Annotated in this window: 21 protein-coding genes; 9 read left to right on the top strand and 12 right to left on the bottom strand. The window is 37.5% G+C overall.

Annotated elements, in window-relative coordinates; all coding sequences use genetic code 11:
- Window positions 1–5: 5 nt before the first annotated feature.
- From AC6H0V_RS01475 to mraZ, 4 genes are read right to left on the bottom strand one after another with little or no spacing between them, the layout of a single operon-like run.
- Window positions 6–2,105 (bottom strand): penicillin-binding protein, encoded by a 2,100-nt coding sequence (locus AC6H0V_RS01475; protein WP_497561932.1) that lies wholly within the window; start codon window positions 2,103–2,105, stop codon window positions 6–8.
- The gene (locus AC6H0V_RS01470; protein ID WP_497561931.1) at window positions 2,095–2,520 is read right to left on the bottom strand and encodes an FtsL-like putative cell division protein; all 426 of its coding nucleotides are present in this window, start codon (window positions 2,518–2,520) and stop codon (window positions 2,095–2,097) included. Before AC6H0V_RS01470 ends, AC6H0V_RS01475 begins: the two co-directional genes overlap by 11 nt.
- Window positions 2,517–3,422, bottom strand: coding sequence for a 16S rRNA (cytosine(1402)-N(4))-methyltransferase RsmH (gene rsmH, locus AC6H0V_RS01465; RefSeq protein ID WP_497563356.1), 906 nt, complete (start codon window positions 3,420–3,422; stop codon window positions 2,517–2,519). Before rsmH ends, AC6H0V_RS01470 begins: the two co-directional genes overlap by 4 nt.
- The gene (gene mraZ, locus AC6H0V_RS01460; protein ID WP_497561930.1) at window positions 3,412–3,882 is read right to left on the bottom strand and encodes a division/cell wall cluster transcriptional repressor MraZ; all 471 of its coding nucleotides are present in this window, start codon (window positions 3,880–3,882) and stop codon (window positions 3,412–3,414) included. The genes rsmH and mraZ overlap by 11 nt, the downstream gene beginning before the upstream one ends.
- Window positions 3,883–4,087: 205 nt before the next feature.
- Here mraZ and AC6H0V_RS01455 point away from each other — a divergent pair, with 205 nt between their 5' ends.
- Window positions 4,088–4,540 carry a transposase gene (locus tag AC6H0V_RS01455; RefSeq protein ID WP_497561929.1) on the top strand — a complete coding sequence of 151 codons (453 nt, stop codon included), beginning with the start codon at window positions 4,088–4,090 and terminating at the stop codon, window positions 4,538–4,540.
- A gap of 43 nt (window positions 4,541–4,583) precedes the next feature.
- Here the strand turns inward: AC6H0V_RS01455 and AC6H0V_RS01450 are convergent, their stop codons facing one another.
- The 8 genes from AC6H0V_RS01450 to AC6H0V_RS01415 all read right to left on the bottom strand — a co-directional run bounded on the left by AC6H0V_RS01450 (window position 4,584) and on the right by AC6H0V_RS01415 (window position 10,799).
- The gene (locus AC6H0V_RS01450; RefSeq protein WP_497561928.1) at window positions 4,584–5,786 is read right to left on the bottom strand and encodes a phosphoglycerate kinase; all 1,203 of its coding nucleotides are present in this window, start codon (window positions 5,784–5,786) and stop codon (window positions 4,584–4,586) included.
- Window positions 5,787–5,789: 3 nt separating this feature from the next.
- Entirely contained in the window at window positions 5,790–6,221 is a 432-nt protein-coding gene (locus tag AC6H0V_RS01445) for a GNAT family N-acetyltransferase (protein ID WP_497561927.1), read from the bottom strand.
- Window positions 6,214–7,206: a type I glyceraldehyde-3-phosphate dehydrogenase gene (gap, locus tag AC6H0V_RS01440; RefSeq protein ID WP_497561926.1), complete on the bottom strand. Its 993-nt coding sequence runs from the start codon at window positions 7,204–7,206 to the stop codon at window positions 6,214–6,216. The genes AC6H0V_RS01445 and gap overlap by 8 nt, the downstream gene beginning before the upstream one ends.
- A gap of 95 nt (window positions 7,207–7,301) precedes the next feature.
- Complete coding sequence (locus AC6H0V_RS01435; protein ID WP_497561925.1) at window positions 7,302–8,429, bottom strand: MraY family glycosyltransferase; 1,128 nt, start codon at window positions 8,427–8,429, stop codon at window positions 7,302–7,304.
- A 49-nt stretch (window positions 8,430–8,478) separates the two neighbouring features.
- On the bottom strand, window positions 8,479–9,225 hold the full coding sequence (locus AC6H0V_RS01430) for a glycosyltransferase family 2 protein (RefSeq protein WP_497561924.1): 747 nt from the start codon (window positions 9,223–9,225) through the stop codon (window positions 8,479–8,481).
- Between the two features lie 136 nt (window positions 9,226–9,361).
- Window positions 9,362–9,868 carry a hypothetical protein gene (locus AC6H0V_RS01425; protein WP_497561923.1) on the bottom strand — a complete coding sequence of 169 codons (507 nt, stop codon included), beginning with the start codon at window positions 9,866–9,868 and terminating at the stop codon, window positions 9,362–9,364.
- Between the two features lie 143 nt (window positions 9,869–10,011).
- Entirely contained in the window at window positions 10,012–10,338 is a 327-nt protein-coding gene (locus AC6H0V_RS01420) for a hypothetical protein (RefSeq protein WP_497561922.1), read from the bottom strand.
- Window positions 10,339–10,448: 110 nt separating this feature from the next.
- The gene (locus AC6H0V_RS01415; RefSeq protein WP_497561921.1) at window positions 10,449–10,799 is read right to left on the bottom strand and encodes a hypothetical protein; all 351 of its coding nucleotides are present in this window, start codon (window positions 10,797–10,799) and stop codon (window positions 10,449–10,451) included.
- Window positions 10,800–11,441: 642 nt separating this feature from the next.
- On the opposite strand from AC6H0V_RS01415, the gene AC6H0V_RS01410 reads away from it, so the two are divergent.
- From AC6H0V_RS01410 to AC6H0V_RS01375, 8 genes are all read left to right on the top strand, one after another.
- On the top strand, window positions 11,442–12,236 hold the full coding sequence (locus tag AC6H0V_RS01410) for a polysaccharide biosynthesis/export family protein (RefSeq protein WP_497561920.1): 795 nt from the start codon (window positions 11,442–11,444) through the stop codon (window positions 12,234–12,236).
- Window positions 12,233–14,629 (top strand): GumC family protein, encoded by a 2,397-nt coding sequence (locus AC6H0V_RS01405; RefSeq protein WP_497561919.1) that lies wholly within the window; start codon window positions 12,233–12,235, stop codon window positions 14,627–14,629. Before AC6H0V_RS01410 ends, AC6H0V_RS01405 begins: the two co-directional genes overlap by 4 nt.
- Window positions 14,630–14,720: 91 nt before the next feature.
- Window positions 14,721–14,945, top strand: coding sequence for a hypothetical protein (locus tag AC6H0V_RS01400; protein WP_497561918.1), 225 nt, complete (start codon window positions 14,721–14,723; stop codon window positions 14,943–14,945).
- Window positions 14,942–15,448 (top strand): UpxY family transcription antiterminator, encoded by a 507-nt coding sequence (locus AC6H0V_RS01395; protein WP_497561917.1) that lies wholly within the window; start codon window positions 14,942–14,944, stop codon window positions 15,446–15,448. The genes AC6H0V_RS01400 and AC6H0V_RS01395 overlap by 4 nt, the downstream gene beginning before the upstream one ends.
- A 107-nt stretch (window positions 15,449–15,555) precedes the next feature.
- A complete protein-coding gene (gene asnB, locus AC6H0V_RS01390) occupies window positions 15,556–17,346 on the top strand; it encodes an asparagine synthase (glutamine-hydrolyzing) (RefSeq protein ID WP_497561916.1) in 1,791 nt (596 codons plus the stop codon).
- On the top strand, window positions 17,336–18,466 hold the full coding sequence (locus AC6H0V_RS01385) for a glycosyltransferase family 4 protein (protein WP_497561915.1): 1,131 nt from the start codon (window positions 17,336–17,338) through the stop codon (window positions 18,464–18,466). The genes asnB and AC6H0V_RS01385 overlap by 11 nt, the downstream gene beginning before the upstream one ends.
- 8 nt (window positions 18,467–18,474) lie before the next feature.
- Complete coding sequence (locus AC6H0V_RS01380) at window positions 18,475–19,329, top strand: ABC transporter permease (RefSeq protein WP_497561914.1); 855 nt, start codon at window positions 18,475–18,477, stop codon at window positions 19,327–19,329.
- A 2-nt stretch (window positions 19,330–19,331) separates the two neighbouring features.
- On the top strand, window positions 19,332–19,949 hold the full coding sequence (locus AC6H0V_RS01375; RefSeq protein WP_497561913.1) for a class I SAM-dependent methyltransferase: 618 nt from the start codon (window positions 19,332–19,334) through the stop codon (window positions 19,947–19,949).

Genomic DNA, 19,949 nt, shown 5'->3' with positions numbered 1-19,949 from the left:
TCTAATTATTGTAACTCTAACTCCACCATCAATCCCTTACCAATTCTACTCCCCGGTTGTATAGATTGACTTGTAACCTTTCCACTTCCTCTCACTCTTGCTTTTAATCCGGCATTGCCAATCAGATACATCGCATCTTTAAGACCCATACCATTTACATTTGGCATCACGCCTTTTACGGGCGAGCTTTCTTCGTATGCGATACCATTTACGGTATCAATAGAATTGAAATAAGGCGATTTTGCGGCGTAGAGTGCTTTAATACCAAAAGCATTATATACTTGTTTGGTGGCTTTACTTTGCCCGGCCTTAGCCTCTGGGGCAACGGTATTGCCAACTTCATTCTGTTTTACTTTGCTGTACATCTTTACGTCACTTGCATAAATGCGATCGGCAATTTCTCTGAAAACCGGCCCAGAAACCAGGGCTCCATAATACTCACCTATGGGATCATTGATTACTACAATCATCGAATATTTCGGATTTTCTGCCGGAAAGTAACCTACAAAAGAAGCTTGATATTGTTTCTTTGCCTTATAGCCCAAATTGCCATCTGCCACCTGTGCAGTACCCGTTTTTCCGGCAATTTTATAGAGTGGGTTATAAACAATTTGTTTTCCGCTTCCTTCTAATACCACGCCTTCGAGCATGTTCTTGATTTTACTGAGTGTTACATCAGAGCAAATTTTGTCTTTGATTACTCTTGCTTTAAACTGTTCTATGGGGTTACCTAATCGTCTAATTTCTTTCACAAAAAGCGGAGCGATATATTTTCCGTTATTGGCTACGGCGTTATAGAATGAAAGCATTTTTAAGGGAGTAAGCTGCATTTCATATCCATAGGCCATCTGAGGCAAGGTCATGTTCTTATTCCAGCTTTTAAACGTGTTGGGATTTTTGATCACCGGTTGCGCTTCCCCATAAATTTGCAATCCCATCTTCTCATTCAAATGCCAATCGTACAAGTGATCGGTAAATTTGGATTGATTTTCACGGTAGTTTGTATTTATCAAATAGGCGATAGCTGCATTAGAAGATTGTTCAAATGCTTTTTTAACGGTTACCCTACCAATGCTCCCATGCGAGTCCTTAATGGTGTGGTTTGGAATTTGATACTCTCCAGTGTTTACCATTGTATTGGTGTCTACCAGTTTATCCTCAAGCAATGCCATATACGAAGCCAACTTAAACGTAGATCCGGGATCCTGATTACCAGCGATGGCGTAGTTAAAGTTCTCTTTATACACACCCTCTTCAACTTTGGTGTAATTTGCGATCGCCCGTACTTCGCCTGTGGCAACATCCATAATGATTACGGCTCCATGGTGTGCTTTACTTCTGATCAATCCTTTTTGCAGGGCGCTCTGAGCCAGGTCCTGAATATTAATATCGATGGTAGAGATTACATCTGCACCGTCTTTGGGGGCAACTTCCGCATCGCTATTTACCGGCACCCAAAAGCCACCGCTAACCCTTTGCATCAATTGTTTGCCACTTTCACCATTGATATAATTTCCATATGCACCTTCTAAACCAACTACATTTTTTACATTTTCATTTGCGTAACCAATGGTTCTTGCCGCCAAATCTTTAAAAGGCAAAATTCGTTTGTTCTTTTGTGTAGCAATTAATCCTCCGTGCCTTCCCAGATTAAATAAGGGAAAGGTTTTAATGATTTTTAGATCCTGATAGGTAACGTTTTTCTTGATCAACAGGCTTCGCGACTTTTCTTGACGCGCCTTCCTGAGGTCACGTTCGTAATCCTTTGCACTTTTATTGCCAAAAAATGCGGATAATTTCATGGCCAACGAATCCACTTTCGCATTAAACACTTCGTCTTTGGCAATTCCACCCGCAATCATATCCATACGCAATTCATATTCGGGAACCGAAGTAGCCAGTAAGCTTCCATCATTAGAATAGATATTTCCTCTGGCCGCTTCGATTTCAAATTCCTTTGTAGAAAGACTATCGGCTTTCGCCCGCCATTTGGCACCTTGTATAAATTGCACATCTCCAAGCCTTAACACTACAGCTAGAGCGAAAAGCACAATTAACCCAAAGGCTAAATACACACGTAGTAATATGTTTGCTCTAATGTTCATTGCTGTTCACTATAATTTTTTTTGGTGGTTCTATCAATTGTTTTAATCCTAATGTATCAACCTTGGCCGCTACCTGGCTTAACTTGCTTTTGAACATCAGATCAGATTTTAACGATTTATATTCCCAACTTAATTCTTTAACCTCTTTACTTAACCTGTCTATATCACGCATATTTGTGGTGGCCATGTGGCTATTTGCGATATAAATCATTCCTAATACGCACAAAAAGATCAGATAGGGAAGCATGTCTGTAGCCGCTTCTTTGCTAACAACACCTTCCGTAAATAATTTTCTAAAAAAAACAGTCGCGCTTCCTTCTTTTTCAGGTTTTTTTGAAACTTCAACTTCTTCCTGATCTACAATTTCTTGCTCTTGTTCTTCTTCTTCGTATCGTTTTTTGAACTGGTTGTTCATAATCTCTCTCCAATTCTTAATTTTGCACTTCTCGCTCTGCTATTTATAGCTAATTCCTTTTCACCAGCAATAATCGCTTTGCGAGTTATAGACTTGAAAGGCTTTTCTTCATTCCCGTAAAAATCTTTATCAACTTCGCCCCTAAATTTTCCTTTTGCAATAAAATTTTTAACTGGCCTATCTTCTAATGAATGATATGACATCACCACTAATCTTCCACCTTGATTTAATACCACAGCACTTTGCTCCAAAAAGCTTTCTAAAACTTCTATTTCTGCATTTACTTCAATGCGAAGGGCCTGAAATACTTGGGCCATATACTTATTTTCTTTGCCTTTAGGGATATGTGCGGCTATAGCAGTTTTGAATTCTGCGAGGGTTGCGATGGGCTTTGTCATTCGGCCCGTTACAATTGCCCTTGCCAATGATTTTGCGTTCTTAACCTCCCCATAAATTCCGAACATTTTATGGAGTTTATCTTCAGTGTACGTATTTAAAATGCCGGCAGCGGTTACTGAACGCTGCTTGTCCATCCGCATGTCCAAATCTGCATCAAAGCGAGTCGAAAATCCGCGACTAGGTTCGTTAAACTGGTGGGATGAAACCCCAAGATCGGCTAAAATGCCATCTACGTGCTTATAGCCTAATAAACGCAGGTTATTTTTAAGGAAGCCAAAGTTTTGATCTACGAAAAGAAAACGTGGATCGTTGATTTTGTTTCTCTGTGCGTCGGGATCCTGATCAAATGCGATAAGCACGCCATCCTTCCCTAAGTTTTTTAAGATTTCTTTGGAATGGCCGCCCCCACCAAAAGTAACATCAACATATACTCCGGAAGGCTTGATATTTAATCCCTCGATGCATTCTTGCAACAGCACTGGAACATGGTAATTATTTTCCATCATCATCCCTCCTATTCTTATTGCCCATTACCTCTTCTGCTAGTTTCGCAAAATTTTCTGGCTCATTATCCAATAATTGATCATAGGCCACCTTAGACCAAAGTTCTATCTTATTGAATTGGCAAACCAGCACTACATCACTCTCAATTTTAGCCCAATCAAGCAAGCTTTTAGGCAAGAGCACTCTTCCAGAAGCATCTAAGGTTAATTCTGACACCCCACGCAAGAAAAATCGATTAAATTCTCGGGTTTTTTCCTCGAACTGATTGAGTTTACTTACTTCGGCAGCAATACCGTTCCACACTTGTTTTGGATAAATGGTTAAGCATTTTTCAAAGCCTCGGTTGATGATAAGACCCTCATCCTCAATCTTAGGCAATTGCTTTTTAAGGCCAGAGGGTACCATTAACCTTCCTTTGGCATCAATCTTACAAGCAAATTCTCCTAAAAGTTGAATCATTTTACCACCTACACATTTTATGTAGTGTAAAAATAAATACTTCTACCACAAATCCCCACTTTCTGACACAAAAAGTTTTCAACATACCCTTATAGTCATCGGATGACTTAAGTCATCCGATGACTATAAGAAAATTTTATTAAGTTTATGAGATCATAAACAAATGATTATCAAATAGTTAACTATATTAAGTTAAAATTAAATTATGAAATTTGAAGAAAACAAAGTTTATCATGTTTACAACAGGGGAAATAAACAGCAAAAAATATTTTTCAATGATGAAAATTATAGATTCTTTATAAAGAAGATTCAAAAAGAACTATTTCCACATTGTGAGTTACTAGATTATTGCTTGATGCCCAATCATTTTCATTTGATTGTAAACGTCAAGAACAAGATAGAATCAAGCACAGGCCTAAGAAAAAAAACCTTAAATGATGCCATTGCAATCTTATTAAGGTCTTATACCAGGGCCCTTCAAAAACAGGAAAATTTCACTGGGTCTTTATTTCAGCAGAAAACAAAGGCTAAAGAACTAGTTGATGAGTATGCTTTATTAGCCTGCTCAAAATATATTCATAACAACCCTTTAAAAGCAGGCTTAGTGAAAAACTTAAACGAATGGCCGTATTCATCTTATGCCAATCGGATGACTTAAACCGATACTCATCGGATGACTAAACCGATACTCATCGGATGACTTAAGTCATCCGATGAGTAAGTATCGCCTTAACCCCAGGCAATTCTTTACCTTCCATGTATTCTAATAGCGCTCCGCCGCCTGTAGAAACGTAGCTTACTTCATCTTCTAAACCAAATTTTGCGATGGCAGCGGCAGAGTCGCCCCCTCCTATCAGAGAGAAAGCACCATTTTTCGTAGCTTCAACTACTGCTTCAGCAATTGCTCTAGTACCCTGCTCAAAATTGGCCATTTCAAAAACACCCATTGGTCCGTTCCATAGTACTGTTTTTGATTTTTTTACGGTTTCACTAAATAAAGTGATGGTTTTTGGGCCAATATCCAGGCCCATCCAATCTGCCGGAATTTTACCCGTATCAACCTGATCTTTATTTGCATTATTGTCGAATTTATCAGCAATTATCGTATCAACGGGCAACAGAAGGTTTACCCCTTTTGCTTTTGCCTTATCGATTAACTGCAAGCAAAGCTCCATCCGATCTTCTTCCAAAAGGGATGTTCCAATTTCTCCACCCTGTGCTTTTGAAAAAGTATAGGCCATGCCACCTCCGATGATAAGGTTGTCTACTTTATCCAATAAGCTCTCGATCAGCAAGATTTTATCTGAAACCTTCGCGCCTCCCATAATGGCCGTAAAAGGTTTAACCGCGCCGTGGTTTACTTTTTCAGCATTTTTAAGTTCTTCGGCCATTAGATAACCAAAATATTTTGCATCAGGAAAAAATTGAGCAACGATAGTGGTCGAGGCATGTGCCCGATGGGCCGTACCGAACGCATCATTCACGTATATATCGCCCAGTTGGGCTAGTTTTTTCGCAAATTCAACATCTCCTTTTTCTTCTTCTGGATGAAAGCGTAGATTTTCTAGCAATAACACTTCCCCAGGCAAAAGATTTTTGGCTTGTTCGATCGCATCATTGCCTATGCAATCTTTCGCAAATTTCACGGTTAGCCCTATCATTTTAGAAAGGTCTTTTAAAATATGTTTCAACGAGTATTTCTCTTCTGGACCACCTTTTGGCCGCCCTAAATGCGACATTAAGATTACTGAACCACCGTCTTTTAATATTTTGTTGATTGTTGGCAAAGCCGCGGTCATTCTTTTGTCGTCGGTAATCTTAAAATCTTTGTCTAAGGGAACATTAAAATCAACTCTTACGAGTGCTTTTTTGGCTGAGAAATTACATTGGTCTATTGTGTTCATATGTTAGTATAAATTTAAAATCATTTCATAATGTGGTCCAACCCCAGCAATTTCAAACTCTTCGGAAACAAGTTCAAACCCTAATTTCTGATAAAACGTTAACGCTGATGTCCGGGCATTGCACCATAAATACAGTGCATTGGTTTTTTTTATATATTCAATGGCAAATGCAATTAATTTGCTTCCATACCCTTTCCCGGCATAATCGGCGTCGGTCGCCATTCCGCGAAGCTGATAGCCCAATTCACTTTTTTCTCTGTAATTTTTAGGAAAAAACGAGGCGATGGTTGCGATCTTATCATCAGTATAATAGGCTAAATGAAAAGCTCCGGGCACCTGATCTGTTGGGAAAATACATTCTCCAATGGGCAAGCCATTTCTCAAAATTTTACTTCTAAGCTCCAAAGTAAGCTCAAAGGGAATAAACTTAACCATGTGCTATTGCTATTTTTTCTACCAAGTCTACTAATCGGTTCGAATATCCAGATTCGTTGTCGTACCAACCCACCACTTTTACAAGATCGCCAACAATAGACGTAAGTAAAGAATCAAATATACAAGAATGGGTGTTGTTGATGATATCTACTGAAACGATGGGGTCATCTGTATATTCAACTACATTTATAAATTTCCCCTCAGCTGCTATTTTAAATGCGTTGTTAATCGCTTCAATGGTAGCTTGTTTTTTTAGGATGCAAGTAAAATCGGTTAAAGATCCATTCAAAACCGGGACCCTGATGCCCGCACCTCCCAGCTTGCCCTCTAAATGCGGGAAGATATGGGTGATGGCTTTTGCTGCCCCGGTACTGGTAGGGATGATGGATGATGACGCTGCTCTTGCTCTTCTCAGGTCATGGTGCGGCGAATCATGCAAATTTTGATCACCTGTCATGGAATGCACAGTGGTGATATAGCCCTCTTCAACTCCCCAATTATCATCAAGGATCTTAACCATTGGAGCAACATTGTTTGTGGTACACGATGCATTAGAGATAAGTGGCGATTTTAGGTCAACCGCATCATCATTTACCCCAATTACTACCATTGGAATTGAAGGATCACTAGCTGGAGCCGAAATTAGTACCTGTTTCGCTCCTGCCGATAGGTGTAATGCTGCATTAGTATCGGTAAATTTACCTGTTGATTCGATTACCAAATCAATTCCTAGTTCTGCCCATGGCAAATTTGCAGGATTTGCTTCAGCATAAATGTTAATCTTTTTGCCATCAATAATTAAAAAATCGCCGTCAAAAGAAACTGTACCTGCATAAACGCCATGTACCGAATCATATTTAAATAAATGGGCTAAGGTTGCAGGCGTAGTAAGGTCGTTAATGGCAACAACATTTAGCTTACGCTTTAAAGCAGTTCTCAGAAAAGTTCTTCCTATCCTACCAAAGCCATTGATTACTAATTTCATGGCACAAAACTACCTATATTCTTTTAAAGGAAATGTTATTTTTTGTCGTTTTTTGAAACTTAGGGTAGTTAAATGGGAGTAGTAATTAGATGTTCTTAATCGTTGGTCGCTTTAAACGTATCCCTAAAAAAAATATCAATTAAGCGATAATTAGGATTGGTTTTTCTTCCGATAGAGAAAGTGATAACGCCGTTCATCACCACACAAACCGCAATGAGCAATGAGATTAGTACAAAGTTACCCAAATGCTGAAGTCCAACAGCGAGAAAAATCATGGTAACAGTAAAACCACTTAACGAAATTACTATGGTATTAGGATTGAGGCCTATTCTTTGCAATCGGTGGTGGATGTGGTTTCTATCCCCCTTAAATGGTTGTTTTCTGTGAAGGATCCTGACAAAAAATATCCTTAGCGAATCAAAAATTGGCACCAGTAAGACCGCAACCGCAATGGAAGGTGCTGAATAGAAATTAGGCTTAGGCAAGGATCCAACTTTGTTAAGCTCAATAAACTTAATGGCTAAAATCACGCTAACGAGGCCTATTAGTAAAGATCCGGTATCGCCCATAAAAATTTTTGCGGGGAAAAAATTAAACATGAGAAACCCAGCAATAGCTCCAAACATGGCAAAAGCAATAAAAGCATAAGGATAGGCATTTGCTATGGCAAAAAATATCCCAAAGCTCAATGTGGCTAGTGCACCCAATGTACCGGCTAACCCATCAACCCCATCGATGAGGTTGAATGCGTTGTTAACGAATATTATTACAATTATTGAGAACAGACTGCCCCAAAATAAATTTACCTCCCAAATGTAAAATACACCGTATAAGCTCGATAACCTAAACTCGCCTGCAACCACCAAAATAAGGGCCACTACCAGTTGCAACAGGAACTTGGTGCTGGGATTTACGCCATATAAATCATCCTTGATACCAAGAGCAAAAAGAATAATAGAAGATGTAAGTAAAAAATTCGCTTGCTTATAATCAACCATTGCGGCAAACAATAGCGTTGTAATGGTAAAGCTGCAAAAGATGGCCACTCCGCCCAATCTTGATATATGAATACGGTGAGATTTTCGATATCCATCAGCTTTATCAAATAGCCGATGTTTAATGGCTGTAAATATAATAGAAGGAATACCAGCTATAGACAATAAAAATGCTAAGCCCACAATTGCGATGTAGTATATTAAGTGCCCTTGTAAAAAATCCCCCATAGATGTAAAGCCAAATGTAATATAATTATTACAAAATAATAAATAAAAGTTAGCCAAAAAACTGGGTTATTTTTCTGAGTTTTTTTAGCAGTACTGCCATAAATGCAAAAGGAATGCCATTATATTTTAGCGCATTATAATCATTTATGAAAGCCTTGTAACGTTGGTGATGGGATTCGTTACTCATTCCACCAATTCTCATATTAACGATCAGTTCATCCAAGTAAATTGCTTTAATGTTTGATTGATATAAAAGCCTCAGCATTAAGTGATAATCCGCCGCCGTTCCATAATCCAGTGCAAAGACCCCGTATTTTTGATAGACCTCTTTCTTTACATAAAATGTAGGATGGGCAGGCATCCAACCCCACTTTAGGCCTTGTCTGGTATGCGTTTTTCCAATCCATTTTCTGATGATGCGGGAAGGGTTTTCTGCATCCACATAATTGAGATTACCATAAACTGCATCAGGATCATACAACTCAAACGCCTCTACTATCTTTTCAATCACCTGTGGTGAAGCTAGCATATCATCAGCATTCAAGATCCCGATTACATCTCCAGTTGCTACCGCGATGCCTTTATTTAGTGCATCGTACATACCCTTATCCTTTTCCGATATAAAATAATGTATATGTTGCTTATAGGTATCGATAATCTCTAAAGTTCGATCAGTAGAGCCCCCATCAATTACTAGGTATTCGATGTTAGCATATGTTTGTGAAATGACAGATTCAATGCAATCTTTTAAATAGCGATCTGCGTTGTAAACTACCGTGATTAAGCTTAACTTCATGAAATAGATTATTGGGATGCCTCTTGATTAAATGGAACCCATCGCGTAAAGATAAATAATGTAAAGCTATTCTCATTAACCGCGGCGATAACCCATGGGTTTCTAACTTTTTTAGAAAAAAGCTGCAGGAAGAACCTTAAACTTGACTGATTACATTTCTTCTTAAAACATAGAAACCTAGTATACCAAGAGGTATTAGCATTAACCAAATATAATCATCAAGCGGTAGTGGCGCAGGGGGCACGATCGTACATTTAGAAGTCCTATTGTAAGTGTAGCCCACATAGTCGCCATTACTGATTACCGAGCCTCCTAAGGTTGTAGCAATTACACAAGAATTAAACTGGCTCGAAGTGATTTCGTTTTCAGCTGGGATAGGCACCTCATTTTGCCCATCGTAATAAGAGCTAGCCGGATAAATATTGATATAGCCACATTTATATCCTTGATTTTCACTACCATAATATATGGGAATGTAAGAGGTGTTACGGTAATATTTTGATGATGGATTTTCCGGACCGTAAGGGTACGCTGTTCCCAGGTATTCAGTATATACCTTATCCTCAATCCTACAGCCATTACCCGAGTCGGTTGCCAAGCATTGAGTAGAAATAAAAATTAAAAAAAGTATTAAATATTTCATTGAGCCCCCTTGGATATTCCTGTAAGTGTTCAATATTAACTCCAATATATGCAATTTAAGTTGAAACGATAACCTATTAACTTACAAACAACCCAGCCCAAATCCTGTTTGCACGGGATTCGCAATTATTCTGTTACTTTGATTTAGGAATTAAAAACGTATTTATTATTTCTAATAAAGAAAAAACCTATACCGCCCAAGGCAACTACAAGGTAGGGAATATAATCATCAATAGGGCAGGCCAAGCCGATATATCCTCCAGCTACTCCCCCATAGCTACTGCACTGGTTTTTTAAAGTAGTAGACCAAGTAGATCCAGTTACTGCCGGTGTACGCCAGCCGCAAGCGGTTGGGATGGTTGCACCTGTATTGTCATAAAGTACTCCACTCAAATAGCATCCCTGAGTTTGGGCATTTGCAATATAAAAAAATGGAACCAGCATTAACACTAGGAATAATCGCTTTAACATATAGTTAAAATACACAAAAATAAAGCCAATACTTATTATCCACAACTCTTTGTATAGCATACGATGGAGATAAGGGGCCTGAATGGATGGTAAGTCTTATTTTGAATAATTTAAAGTTGATTAGTTGAGGCGGCTAGATGTTGTTTCCTCAGATAAAACAATCCTATACTGGCTAGGATCCCTCCAAAAAAAGGAAGGTAATCATCAAGTGGGCATGCCGAGCCAATCCAAGATCCCGAAGTGCCGCCTCCACTGGTGCACATATTCTTCTGCGCCGTTGTCCAAGTACTTGCTCCTACAGCCGGGGTACGCCAACCACAAGCTGTTGGGACCAATGTTCCTCCCGTCGTGTAAACCCACAATTGGCCACTGATTAAGCATCCTTGCGTTTGGGCATTACCTGAATTTATTCCAAGAAAGAAAAAGAGTGTAGCGAGCAACCAGAAAGAGCGTTTTAGCATTTATTGTGCATTTATAACAAATTAACGTCCGTGATATAAAAACCTTGTGGGATAGATTCCAGTTAAGAATTAATTAAAATCAATTGAACTAAATTATCTTGAGGATTAAAATTTTTCATTTGACGAAACACTTCCTCTTGCAAGATCAATTTAAAATAAATAGACACTACATTAAACATAATGCAATCAAATTTACCAAAGCTACCTTATCACTGCTCAACACAAATTTCTGTGCATTGTCTTGTTCTTTTTAAATAACGGGGCTTAAAGTATAAGGCATTGGGACGTTTAGATTTGACCTATCAAACCCTATAGGCAAGCCTTTATTTTTCGGTTTTTCAAATTTAGCGTCCCGAACCACAATTCAAACCCGAACAAAAAATCACCACCCCTAGGCCATTGCTATTTAGCTCGATGTTGGCCTTTTCTATTTCGGTAAAATCTGTGTTTATAATTTTTTGAACTATTAATTAATTTTTAATTAAGGCCTTAAAAAAAAAGCAATTCTAGGGGTATGAAGGGGGAATTAATTCCCTACACTGTAGAAGCAATTGCCCAATTTATTAAATGAAAAATGTGGTTTTGTCACTTTGAAAAACTAAAATTAATGTACATCTTTAACTTTAAAATAATAATATCATTTTGAAGAAAATATTTAATCTTAGCATTCTATTTTTTGTCTTAGTTATTTCTCTTACCTCGTGTTCTGTAAGAAGAGAAAAAAGTCTGTTTAATTCGCCCTCCGATATCGTTACCGATACGATCAAACAAGTTTACGTGGTAAATGATAAGGGATTAAGTGATTTATATTACAGGATAAAAGTGGACGATCTGATTGCGGTCCGAAATCTTCAGGATTTTAATTTTAACGGAAAAGCAGCAACAACAAGCGCAAGCACCTCGTTGGGATCTGTAACTACCTATCAAGTTGATAAGGATGGAAACGTTACTTTACCCGCTATAGAAGGTAAGGTTAAGCTTTTAGGTTTAACGCGTAAAGAGGCCACTGCAAAAATCCAGCAACTTTATGAATCAAAGCAAATAAAGGATCCAATCATGGAGATCACCATTGTTAATACTAAGGTTACTCTCCTGGGAGAGTTTACCAATCAGGGTAATTATTTGCTAGAACGAGATAACACAACCTTGATTGATATTTTAGGAGAAGCAGGTGGGATTCCTAAAAGTGCAGATCCTAAAACATTAAAAATATTTAGAGGAGATAGAAGTGACCCAGAAATTATTTATGTAAACTTAAATGATTACAAAAGCTTGGCAAGCAAAAAATTAATCCTCCAAAACAACGACATCATTACCATTCAGCAAACTAAAAGCAATGCCTTGAGCGAAAAACTGCAAAGTTACAACAGCATCGTGCAGCCACTTCTCGTTCTGATTAATTTAGGCGTACTAATCTTCACATTTACAAGTAAATGAGTTCACAAGAAAATTCTTTTAACCCAAAAGCTATAAAGCAAGACATAGATTTCTATAAAATATTTAAGGTATTTTTTAGTAGGTGGTATTGGGTGGCATTTTGCATACTTGTTGCTTTAATAATTGGAAAAATTAATTTATTGTATACACCGCCAGTTTATCAAACTTCTGGCTCATTAAAGTTACAAGAAAGCAATCCCACTATAAGCACTGTTGGGCTCGCCGCTCAAAATTACAGCTATACCGATAAAATTCAGGCAGAAGGATTTGTAATTAAAAGCAACGATGTACTCTTAAATGCGATTTCAAATTTGGATTATAGAATCTCCTACTTCTTAAAAGGCAGGATCAGGACATCAGATATCTATCCTAACAAACCTTTTGCAATTGATATTATAGAACAGGATTCCGTTAAATTTGCAAGGAATACCTACAGTGTAGACTATATTAATGATAAAATCTTTGCGTTAAGGCAAACCGAGAATGGGCCCAAAAAAGAATACAAGTATATGGATACCATTTGGTTGGGGGATATGGCCTTTAGAATTAGAGGCAAAATTCCTCAACGTGGCGAGTATAGTTTTAAATTTAACTCAAAAGAGGATTTTATTGGACGCGCCAGCAATGTTGATATTGGTGAAGCTGCAAAGTTTACCAATATAATGAACCTAACTGCTAGAGATTCAAATCCCGTGTTTGCAGCTGATGTATTAAATGCCATCATGAAAGAATACGTGAAATATGATGTTATCGAAAAAAGAAAATCCGCCCAACAGACCATCGAGTTCATCGATAGGCAACTAGGATTAGTAAATAAAAAGGCAGACACGGCTGGAAACAATTTTGCAGACTATAAGGTAAAAAACAACATTATTGATTTAAACAGTAGTAACGCTGTTAATACGAGCAAGTTAAGCGATTTCGAAAAACAAAAAAATGATTTAACAATAGAACTGGTTGGAATAAACAAACTTGAGCAACAGATCCTTGATAATAGGAATAAAATTGATATAAATCTTAATTTGGAGGGCAATCTTTCAAATTTGCTAGGGAGCTTAATCTCCCAAGTTAATGCGCTGATAGCAGATCGAGAAAACCTGTTAAAGGAATATAAAACCACTTCTCTACCTGTGAAAGAGGTGGATAGGCAGATTAAAGAAGTTAAAACCTCCATTAGAAATAATATTAGCTCTATGAAAGATAGAGTTCAAAAAACGATGAAAGTAGTGGATGGTCAAATCGCCGCAGCCAACCAAGCGCTCAGCCAAATACCCGGAAAGACTAAGGATTATGTACGTTATGAGACAAAATTTGAGGTTAACAACAAAGTAATCACCTACCTTTCTGAGAAAAAATTAGAATCAGAAATGAATGCTGCCGCAATAGTACCCGGAGCAGCGATTGTAAATCTAGCCTACCCAAATTTCAATGAAATATCGCCACGACCGTATAGTGTTTATTCGTTTGCGGCCATGATGGGATTTGCATGTGGAATTGGATTAATTCTGCTTGTACGCTTTTTAAATCCTTACATTTATGATAAGGAAACGGTTGAATCACTAACCAATACTCCTATCATCGGCGTAATTCGAAAATTCCCTGAATTTATTGATAAGGATAGCAGACAAGCACTCTCATTAGCTAAACCAAAATCTGTTTTTGCTGAGTCTGTTCGTTCCGTAAGAACAAACCTGAGCTTTTTAGCCGCTAATAAAAAGAGCAAGACTATTTGTGTTACTTCAGAAATTTCCGGTGAGGGAAAATCTTTTGTTACGGTAAATTTGGCCGGTACATTAGCTCTCATTGATAAAAAAGTGATTTTAATTGCTGCAGATTTACGTAAATCCAAACTACATAAAGTTTTTGGTAGCGATAATAAAATAGGCTTAAGCAGTTTCTTAACTGGGCAAAAAACCCTTGAAGAAGTAATGATCCACGATAAGGTACACAATATAGATTTTATTCCTTCGGGCCCTGTACCTCCAAACCCTTCAGAGCTATTGCACACTGAAGCCATGAAAAAGCTCTTGGATCTGCTAGCGCCCCAATATGATTATGTATTGGTTGATACGGCTCCCGTTGGATTAGTATCGGATGCCATACCTTTAATCCGTCAATCTGATGTGAATTTATTTGTGATCAGGTCTGGCAAATCTCAATTTAGAGCCGCAGCCATCCCAGAAAGATTATCCAAAGAATATGGGCTAAGCAATTTGGCGATTGTACTTAACGCATTCGGCGATGATGCGCTCCACTCTAACTATTATACAACTGATTACTCAAGAGGAGGAGGCAATAGTACCTACTATTATTCTGATTATTCTGGTTATGCTGGCGCTGGATACTATGACAACGACCCTAAAAAATGGTGGGAATTTTGGAAGAAAAAGTAAGTTAGATGCAAAGTTTCGGATATAAATTTACTACCGCTCACAACGTTTAGGCAAGTTTGATTGAAAATGGTATAGCCTTTGTTTTAATGATGTGAAAAAGACCATCATAATCCCTGTAATGCATATCCATTCATTTGAAACGCCTGAAGTTTGGCAATTAAAAACAACCTGTAAGAAAAAAATCTACACTTTGGTTAAAAATTTCCCCATAGAAGGTCTATATCGTTTAACCACCAAAATAAAAAGATTTGCACGCATTAGTGGTGATGGCACCGAAACAGGTACAACGTTCTCAACAAACTTAATTTCCAAATGATCGATAACACCTATAGATGGTACCCACTTTATACCCGTTCTAGAGCAGAAAAGAAAGCACAATCTGAACTTACGAAAAAAGGAATAACCGCGTATCTTCCGTTAAGAAAGGTTTTAAAACAATGGAGCGACAGGAAAAAGATTGTAGAAGAGCCATTGTTAAAGTCTTATCTTTTTGTCTACATTTCTTCTAAAGAATATACCGAAGTTTTAATGACTGATGGAATTACCCGATTTATTTATTTCTCGGGCAAAATAGCTGCGATAGCCGATAAACAATTAGCAGATCTTAAACTTCTATTGGCAAATGCCGAAGATCTGGAAGTGATCGATCACGACATTTCTCCGGGAGAAAAAGTTTTAATTAAAGCCGGCCCATTTAAGGGAATTATAGCAGAATTAGTATCTTTAAAGAGCAAAAAAAGTATAGTTTTACGATTGCAGAACCTGGGCTATTCTATTCAAATAAATACTTCTATAGCTTATATTGAACCTATAAAGTAACTAACAAAGTATTAAGCAGTTACAAACTTTAATTGTGATTGAAAGGGCGAAGCTGTAGGCTGCCCAGAACGTATGTTGAATCCTAAACACCTTAAATCCACTCTATTATGTGCCGAATAGCGGGTATTATATCTAAAACACAAAATCCTGAAAAGATAAAAGACCAGGTGATTTTGATGTGCGATAGTATGGTGCATGGTGGACCCGATGATTTTGGGTGGCATATTGACGAAAATACGAACCTTTGCTTAGGGAACAGAAGATTATCTATTCTAGATCTGAGTGCTGCCGGTCATCAGCCCATGTTTAGTGATGAAAAAGATATTATTATCACTTATAATGGCGAAATCTATAATTTTTTAATCCTTAAGAAACAACTCATTAATGCAGGGATGCATTTCCATACAGGAACAGACACCGAAGTAATCATTAAATCTTACCAATACTGGGGCGAAGAGGCTTTTGAAAAATTCAATGGTATTTTTGCATTTTGTTTATTTGACAAGTCTAAAAACTGTTTCTATCTGGTTAGGGATCAGAGCGGCATCAAACCTTTGTATTACAGTAGACAGGGAGACCACTTTATATTTGCATCAGAAGTGAAAGCTTTTGATTTTTCTGGACTTACTCAATCTGAGAATGAGGATTGGAAAATTTATTACCTCGCTTTTGGCCATATTCCTGAACCCTTCACCACACTTAAAAATGTGTTTAGCTTACCAAAAGGGAGCTTTTTAAAATATCAGATCAACGACGGCTCTTACAAAATAGATGCTTATTTTGAGTTTAGCTCGGCAATTCAGATTGTTGAAGAAGACGAAGCCATTATCCGGATCCGTGAAGAGCTAACAAAAGCAATTAAGTTCCAGTTAATCTCCGATACGAGTATTGGTGTTCTTTTTAGCGGCGGACTGGATTCAAGTATCATCACCCTGTTAGCTGATACCTATGCAAAGGGCAATCTAACCTCGATATCAGCAAATTTTAACGAAATAGACTTTTCGGAAAGTGCACATCGAAAAATTATTTCTGAACGTGTAGAAGCCAGCCATCAAGAGCATATGATCACCTACCGGGATTTTGTGTATAATTTTGATGCCATCATGAAAAACATGGACCAACCCACTAATGATGGCATAAATACCTGGTTCATTTGTAAATGCGCTAAAGAAAATGGCATTAAATCAGTACTTTCGGGCTTGGGTGCCGATGAGCTTTTTGGCGGCTATCCCTCTTTTGATCGCATAAGAAAAATACAAAATCTTGGAAATGTAAGCAAAGAGCTGATTAAAGCGGCCCGCTTTTTAAAGGATACACGTTTACGGCGATTGTACTACCTCAGTTTCCAATCGCCTGTTGGCGAATATTTATGTTTAAGGGGGTTATATACGCCTGATACCATTGCTAAATTATTAGATATCGATATTAAAACCGTGATTGATTGCTTGCAAAACATACCTTTAGATAATAGCATAAAATATCTAAACGATGAAGAAAGAGCAAGCTGGTTCGAAATCAACATATACATGCAAAATCAACTATTAAAAGATACTGATTTCATGAGCATGAGCCATGGTGTGGAGGTGAGGGTGCCGTTTTTAGACATCAATTTTATTAATTTGGTTACCTCTATCCACCCGTCTATTAAGTTTGGTTTGCATCAGAAAAAACGCTTACTGATTGAAGCGTATAGAAAAGAATTGCCGGAAGAGACCTGGAACCGTTCTAAAATGGGATTTACGTTTCCTTTCCAAGAATGGATGATTAAATGTAAAGAAATATCTTCTCCAGATAATTATCAAAATAAAAAAGCAAAAAAATTAATCGAAGCCTTTAACAATAATAATCAGCATTGGTCATCGGCCTTTGCCCTCTATAAGATATTTCATGGCTCGTAAAGTATTGTTTTTAACCTTAAAGGTCTTCGGTTTTACCGGAGGGATAGAAAAAGTTTGCCGTACCATTTGCAGAAGCTTGTACGATCTAAGCGAAGAAGATATCGTAGAACCTTTGGTTTATAGCATGTACGACAAAAACCATGATAGGGATTCGCGTTATTTAAAAAAACAGCAATATCAAGGCTTTAACGAAAACAGAAAAATTTTTGTGCTCAAAGCATTTCTAAGAGGCGTACAGTCGGATACTGTAATCCTAAGTCATGTTAACCTGCTCTCTATTGGTTATTTTATTAAAAGATTTAGTCCAAAAACAAAGGTTTATCTTATCGCCCATGGTATAGAAATTTGGCGAAAATTTCCGGAGACTAAATTAAAGGCACTCAAAAGATTGAATAAAATTATTTCTGTAAGCCATTTTACGGCCGAAAAAATTAAATCCATACATGGAATAGATCCTTCTAAGATCGAAGTGCTAAATAATTGTCTGGATCCTTTCTACTATTTTCCAGAACATTTTAATAAACCCATAAATCTGTTAAAAAGATACGGACTAACGGAAGATAATGTTGTGCTGATCTCCTTATCACGGTTGTCATCATCAGAGAAATATAAAGGTTATGATAACACAATTGCCATTTTACCCCGTCTTGTAGAAAAACATCCTAACCTGATGTATCTTTTAGCGGGTAAATATGATGAGGAGGAAAAGATTAGGATTGATAAACTGATTTCAAAACACCAAATTTCAAAAAATATTAAAGTATTGGGCTTTGTAGATGAGGCAGAGGTTAGTGATCATTTTCTTCTATCGAATATATTTGTGCTTCCGAGTAAAAAAGAGGGGTTTGGCATTGTATTTATCGAAGCAATGGCTAGTGGACTCAGCGTAATTGCTGGCAATAAAGATGGAAGCGTTGATGCCTTGGATAATGGAAGATTGGGCAAATTGGTTGATCCCGATGATCTCTATCAAATAGAATCAACGTTAAGTAAACTATTAGAAGCGCCCGCGACCCACGAACAACGCGTTGAGCTGCAAGAAAAGGTTTATAAGGCTTTTAATTATGAAACCTATAAACATAGAATAAAGAATCTAATTTTAAACGGAACTACTTTGTAACCTACGAAATGAATAAAGAGCTCAGCACATGGGAAATTGCACCAACAAATAGCCTTTTTAAACTAAAGTTAAAAGATGTTTGGGAATATAGGGATCTATTAAGCCTCTTGGTAAGAAGAGATTTTGTGTCTTTTTACAAACAGACTATTTTAGGGCCACTCTGGTTTTTTATCCAGCCCTTATTCACCACCCTTACCTTTACTTTTATATTTGGTAATTTGGCCGGAATTTCTACGGATGGACTGCCAAAACCACTGTTCTACATGGCTGGGATCACTGCATGGAATTATTTTGCGGATTGCTTAACCAAAACGTCGAGCGTGTTTAAAGACAATGCGGCAATTTTCGGTAAGGTTTATTTCCCTAGATTGATCATGCCATTAAGCGTAGTGGTAAGTAATTTAGTACGGTTTGGAATCCAAATGTTATTATTCGTAGCATTTATGGTGTACTATTATTTAACTGGTGCACACTTTCACATCTCCTGGGCTATCCTGCTTTTCCCCTATCTCCTATTGATAATGGCCTTATTAGGCTTGGGTGCCGGAATGATTATATCTGCAATGACAACAAAATATCGTGATCTTGCTTTTTTGATCGGTTTTGGTGTACAATTATTAATGTACGCTACCACAGTAATTTATCCCTTATCAGAAGCAATAAAAAAGTATCCCGCATACAGCTGGATTATTGAATTTAACCCAATGACTCCCATCATAGAAACATTTAGATATGGTTTTTTAGGAGAAGGAGCCTTTACTTGGGCCAGTCTTATCTATGCTTCAGTGGTAACGCTTGTTTTGCTACTTATTGGAATAGTGGTTTTTAATAAGGTTGAGAAAAATTTTGTAGATACCGTTTAGTTATGATTAAAAGAGTGTTAAATTTTCTTGCTACGGCCAAATTTAAAGGATACAAGAAAATTAATGGATGGTTGTCGCAAAACGAAGCAATAGGCTTATATAAAATAGCAACTCTATTGCCCAAAAAAGCTATTGTGGTAGAAATTGGAAGCTGGCAGGGAAAAAGTACCTATTGCATTCTAAGCGGCCTAAAATCTGGAAGGCTATATGCCATCGACCCCTTCAACGCCTCTGGAGGAGATGATCTACAAAGTGAAAATGAATATCTGGAAAAAGCAAAAGACATCGATCTGCTGCAAATCTTCAAAAACAATTTGAATAAGTACCTTAAAAATGGAAGTGTTGAAATAAGGAAGGGGTACTCAAATCAATTTCACAACGAATTCCAACATATAGATTTTTTATTTATTGATGGTGATCATTCTATTAAAGGAGGTACAGAAGACTATAATTTATATGCGCACAAAATAGTGAAAGGTGGATTTATTGCTTTTCACGATTACTATGAAGACAGGTCGGACCTCGGTTCTACCTATGTGATTGATCAGATTATCCTAAAAGAAAACCTATTTACTTTTTTCGGAAGGCACGATTCTCTTTGGATAGCTAAAAAAAATTAG

Source organism: Pedobacter sp. NO84 (assembly GCF_059703915.1).
Note: the sequence above shows the minus strand (reverse complement) of the source record. Positions and strands in the feature narration are given on the sequence as shown.

Bases quoted from the DNA above. Each gene is read 5' to 3' on its own strand.
- AC6H0V_RS01475 (WP_497561932.1), bottom strand. From the start codon at position 2,105: ATGAACATTAGAGCAAACATATTACTACGTGTGTATTTAGCCTTTGGG.
- AC6H0V_RS01470 (WP_497561931.1), bottom strand. From the start codon at position 2,520: ATGAACAACCAGTTCAAAAAACGATACGAAGAAGAAGAACAAGAGCAA.
- rsmH (WP_497563356.1), bottom strand. From the start codon at position 3,422: ATGGAAAATAATTACCATGTTCCAGTGCTGTTGCAAGAATGCATCGAG.
- mraZ (WP_497561930.1), bottom strand. From the start codon at position 3,882: ATGATTCAACTTTTAGGAGAATTTGCTTGTAAGATTGATGCCAAAGGA.
- AC6H0V_RS01455 (WP_497561929.1), top strand. From the start codon at position 4,088: ATGAAATTTGAAGAAAACAAAGTTTATCATGTTTACAACAGGGGAAAT.
- AC6H0V_RS01450 (WP_497561928.1), bottom strand. From the start codon at position 5,786: ATGAACACAATAGACCAATGTAATTTCTCAGCCAAAAAAGCACTCGTA.
- AC6H0V_RS01445 (WP_497561927.1), bottom strand. From the start codon at position 6,221: ATGGTTAAGTTTATTCCCTTTGAGCTTACTTTGGAGCTTAGAAGTAAA.
- gap (WP_497561926.1), bottom strand. From the start codon at position 7,206: ATGAAATTAGTAATCAATGGCTTTGGTAGGATAGGAAGAACTTTTCTG.
- AC6H0V_RS01435 (WP_497561925.1), bottom strand. From the start codon at position 8,429: ATGGGGGATTTTTTACAAGGGCACTTAATATACTACATCGCAATTGTG.
- AC6H0V_RS01430 (WP_497561924.1), bottom strand. From the start codon at position 9,225: ATGAAGTTAAGCTTAATCACGGTAGTTTACAACGCAGATCGCTATTTA.
- AC6H0V_RS01425 (WP_497561923.1), bottom strand. From the start codon at position 9,868: ATGAAATATTTAATACTTTTTTTAATTTTTATTTCTACTCAATGCTTG.
- AC6H0V_RS01420 (WP_497561922.1), bottom strand. From the start codon at position 10,338: ATGTTAAAGCGATTATTCCTAGTGTTAATGCTGGTTCCATTTTTTTAT.
- AC6H0V_RS01415 (WP_497561921.1), bottom strand. From the start codon at position 10,799: ATGCTAAAACGCTCTTTCTGGTTGCTCGCTACACTCTTTTTCTTTCTT.
- AC6H0V_RS01405 (WP_497561919.1), top strand. From the start codon at position 12,233: ATGAGTTCACAAGAAAATTCTTTTAACCCAAAAGCTATAAAGCAAGAC.
- AC6H0V_RS01395 (WP_497561917.1), top strand. From the start codon at position 14,942: ATGATCGATAACACCTATAGATGGTACCCACTTTATACCCGTTCTAGA.
- asnB (WP_497561916.1), top strand. From the start codon at position 15,556: ATGTGCCGAATAGCGGGTATTATATCTAAAACACAAAATCCTGAAAAG.
- AC6H0V_RS01385 (WP_497561915.1), top strand. From the start codon at position 17,336: ATGGCTCGTAAAGTATTGTTTTTAACCTTAAAGGTCTTCGGTTTTACC.
- AC6H0V_RS01380 (WP_497561914.1), top strand. From the start codon at position 18,475: ATGAATAAAGAGCTCAGCACATGGGAAATTGCACCAACAAATAGCCTT.
- AC6H0V_RS01375 (WP_497561913.1), top strand. From the start codon at position 19,332: ATGATTAAAAGAGTGTTAAATTTTCTTGCTACGGCCAAATTTAAAGGA.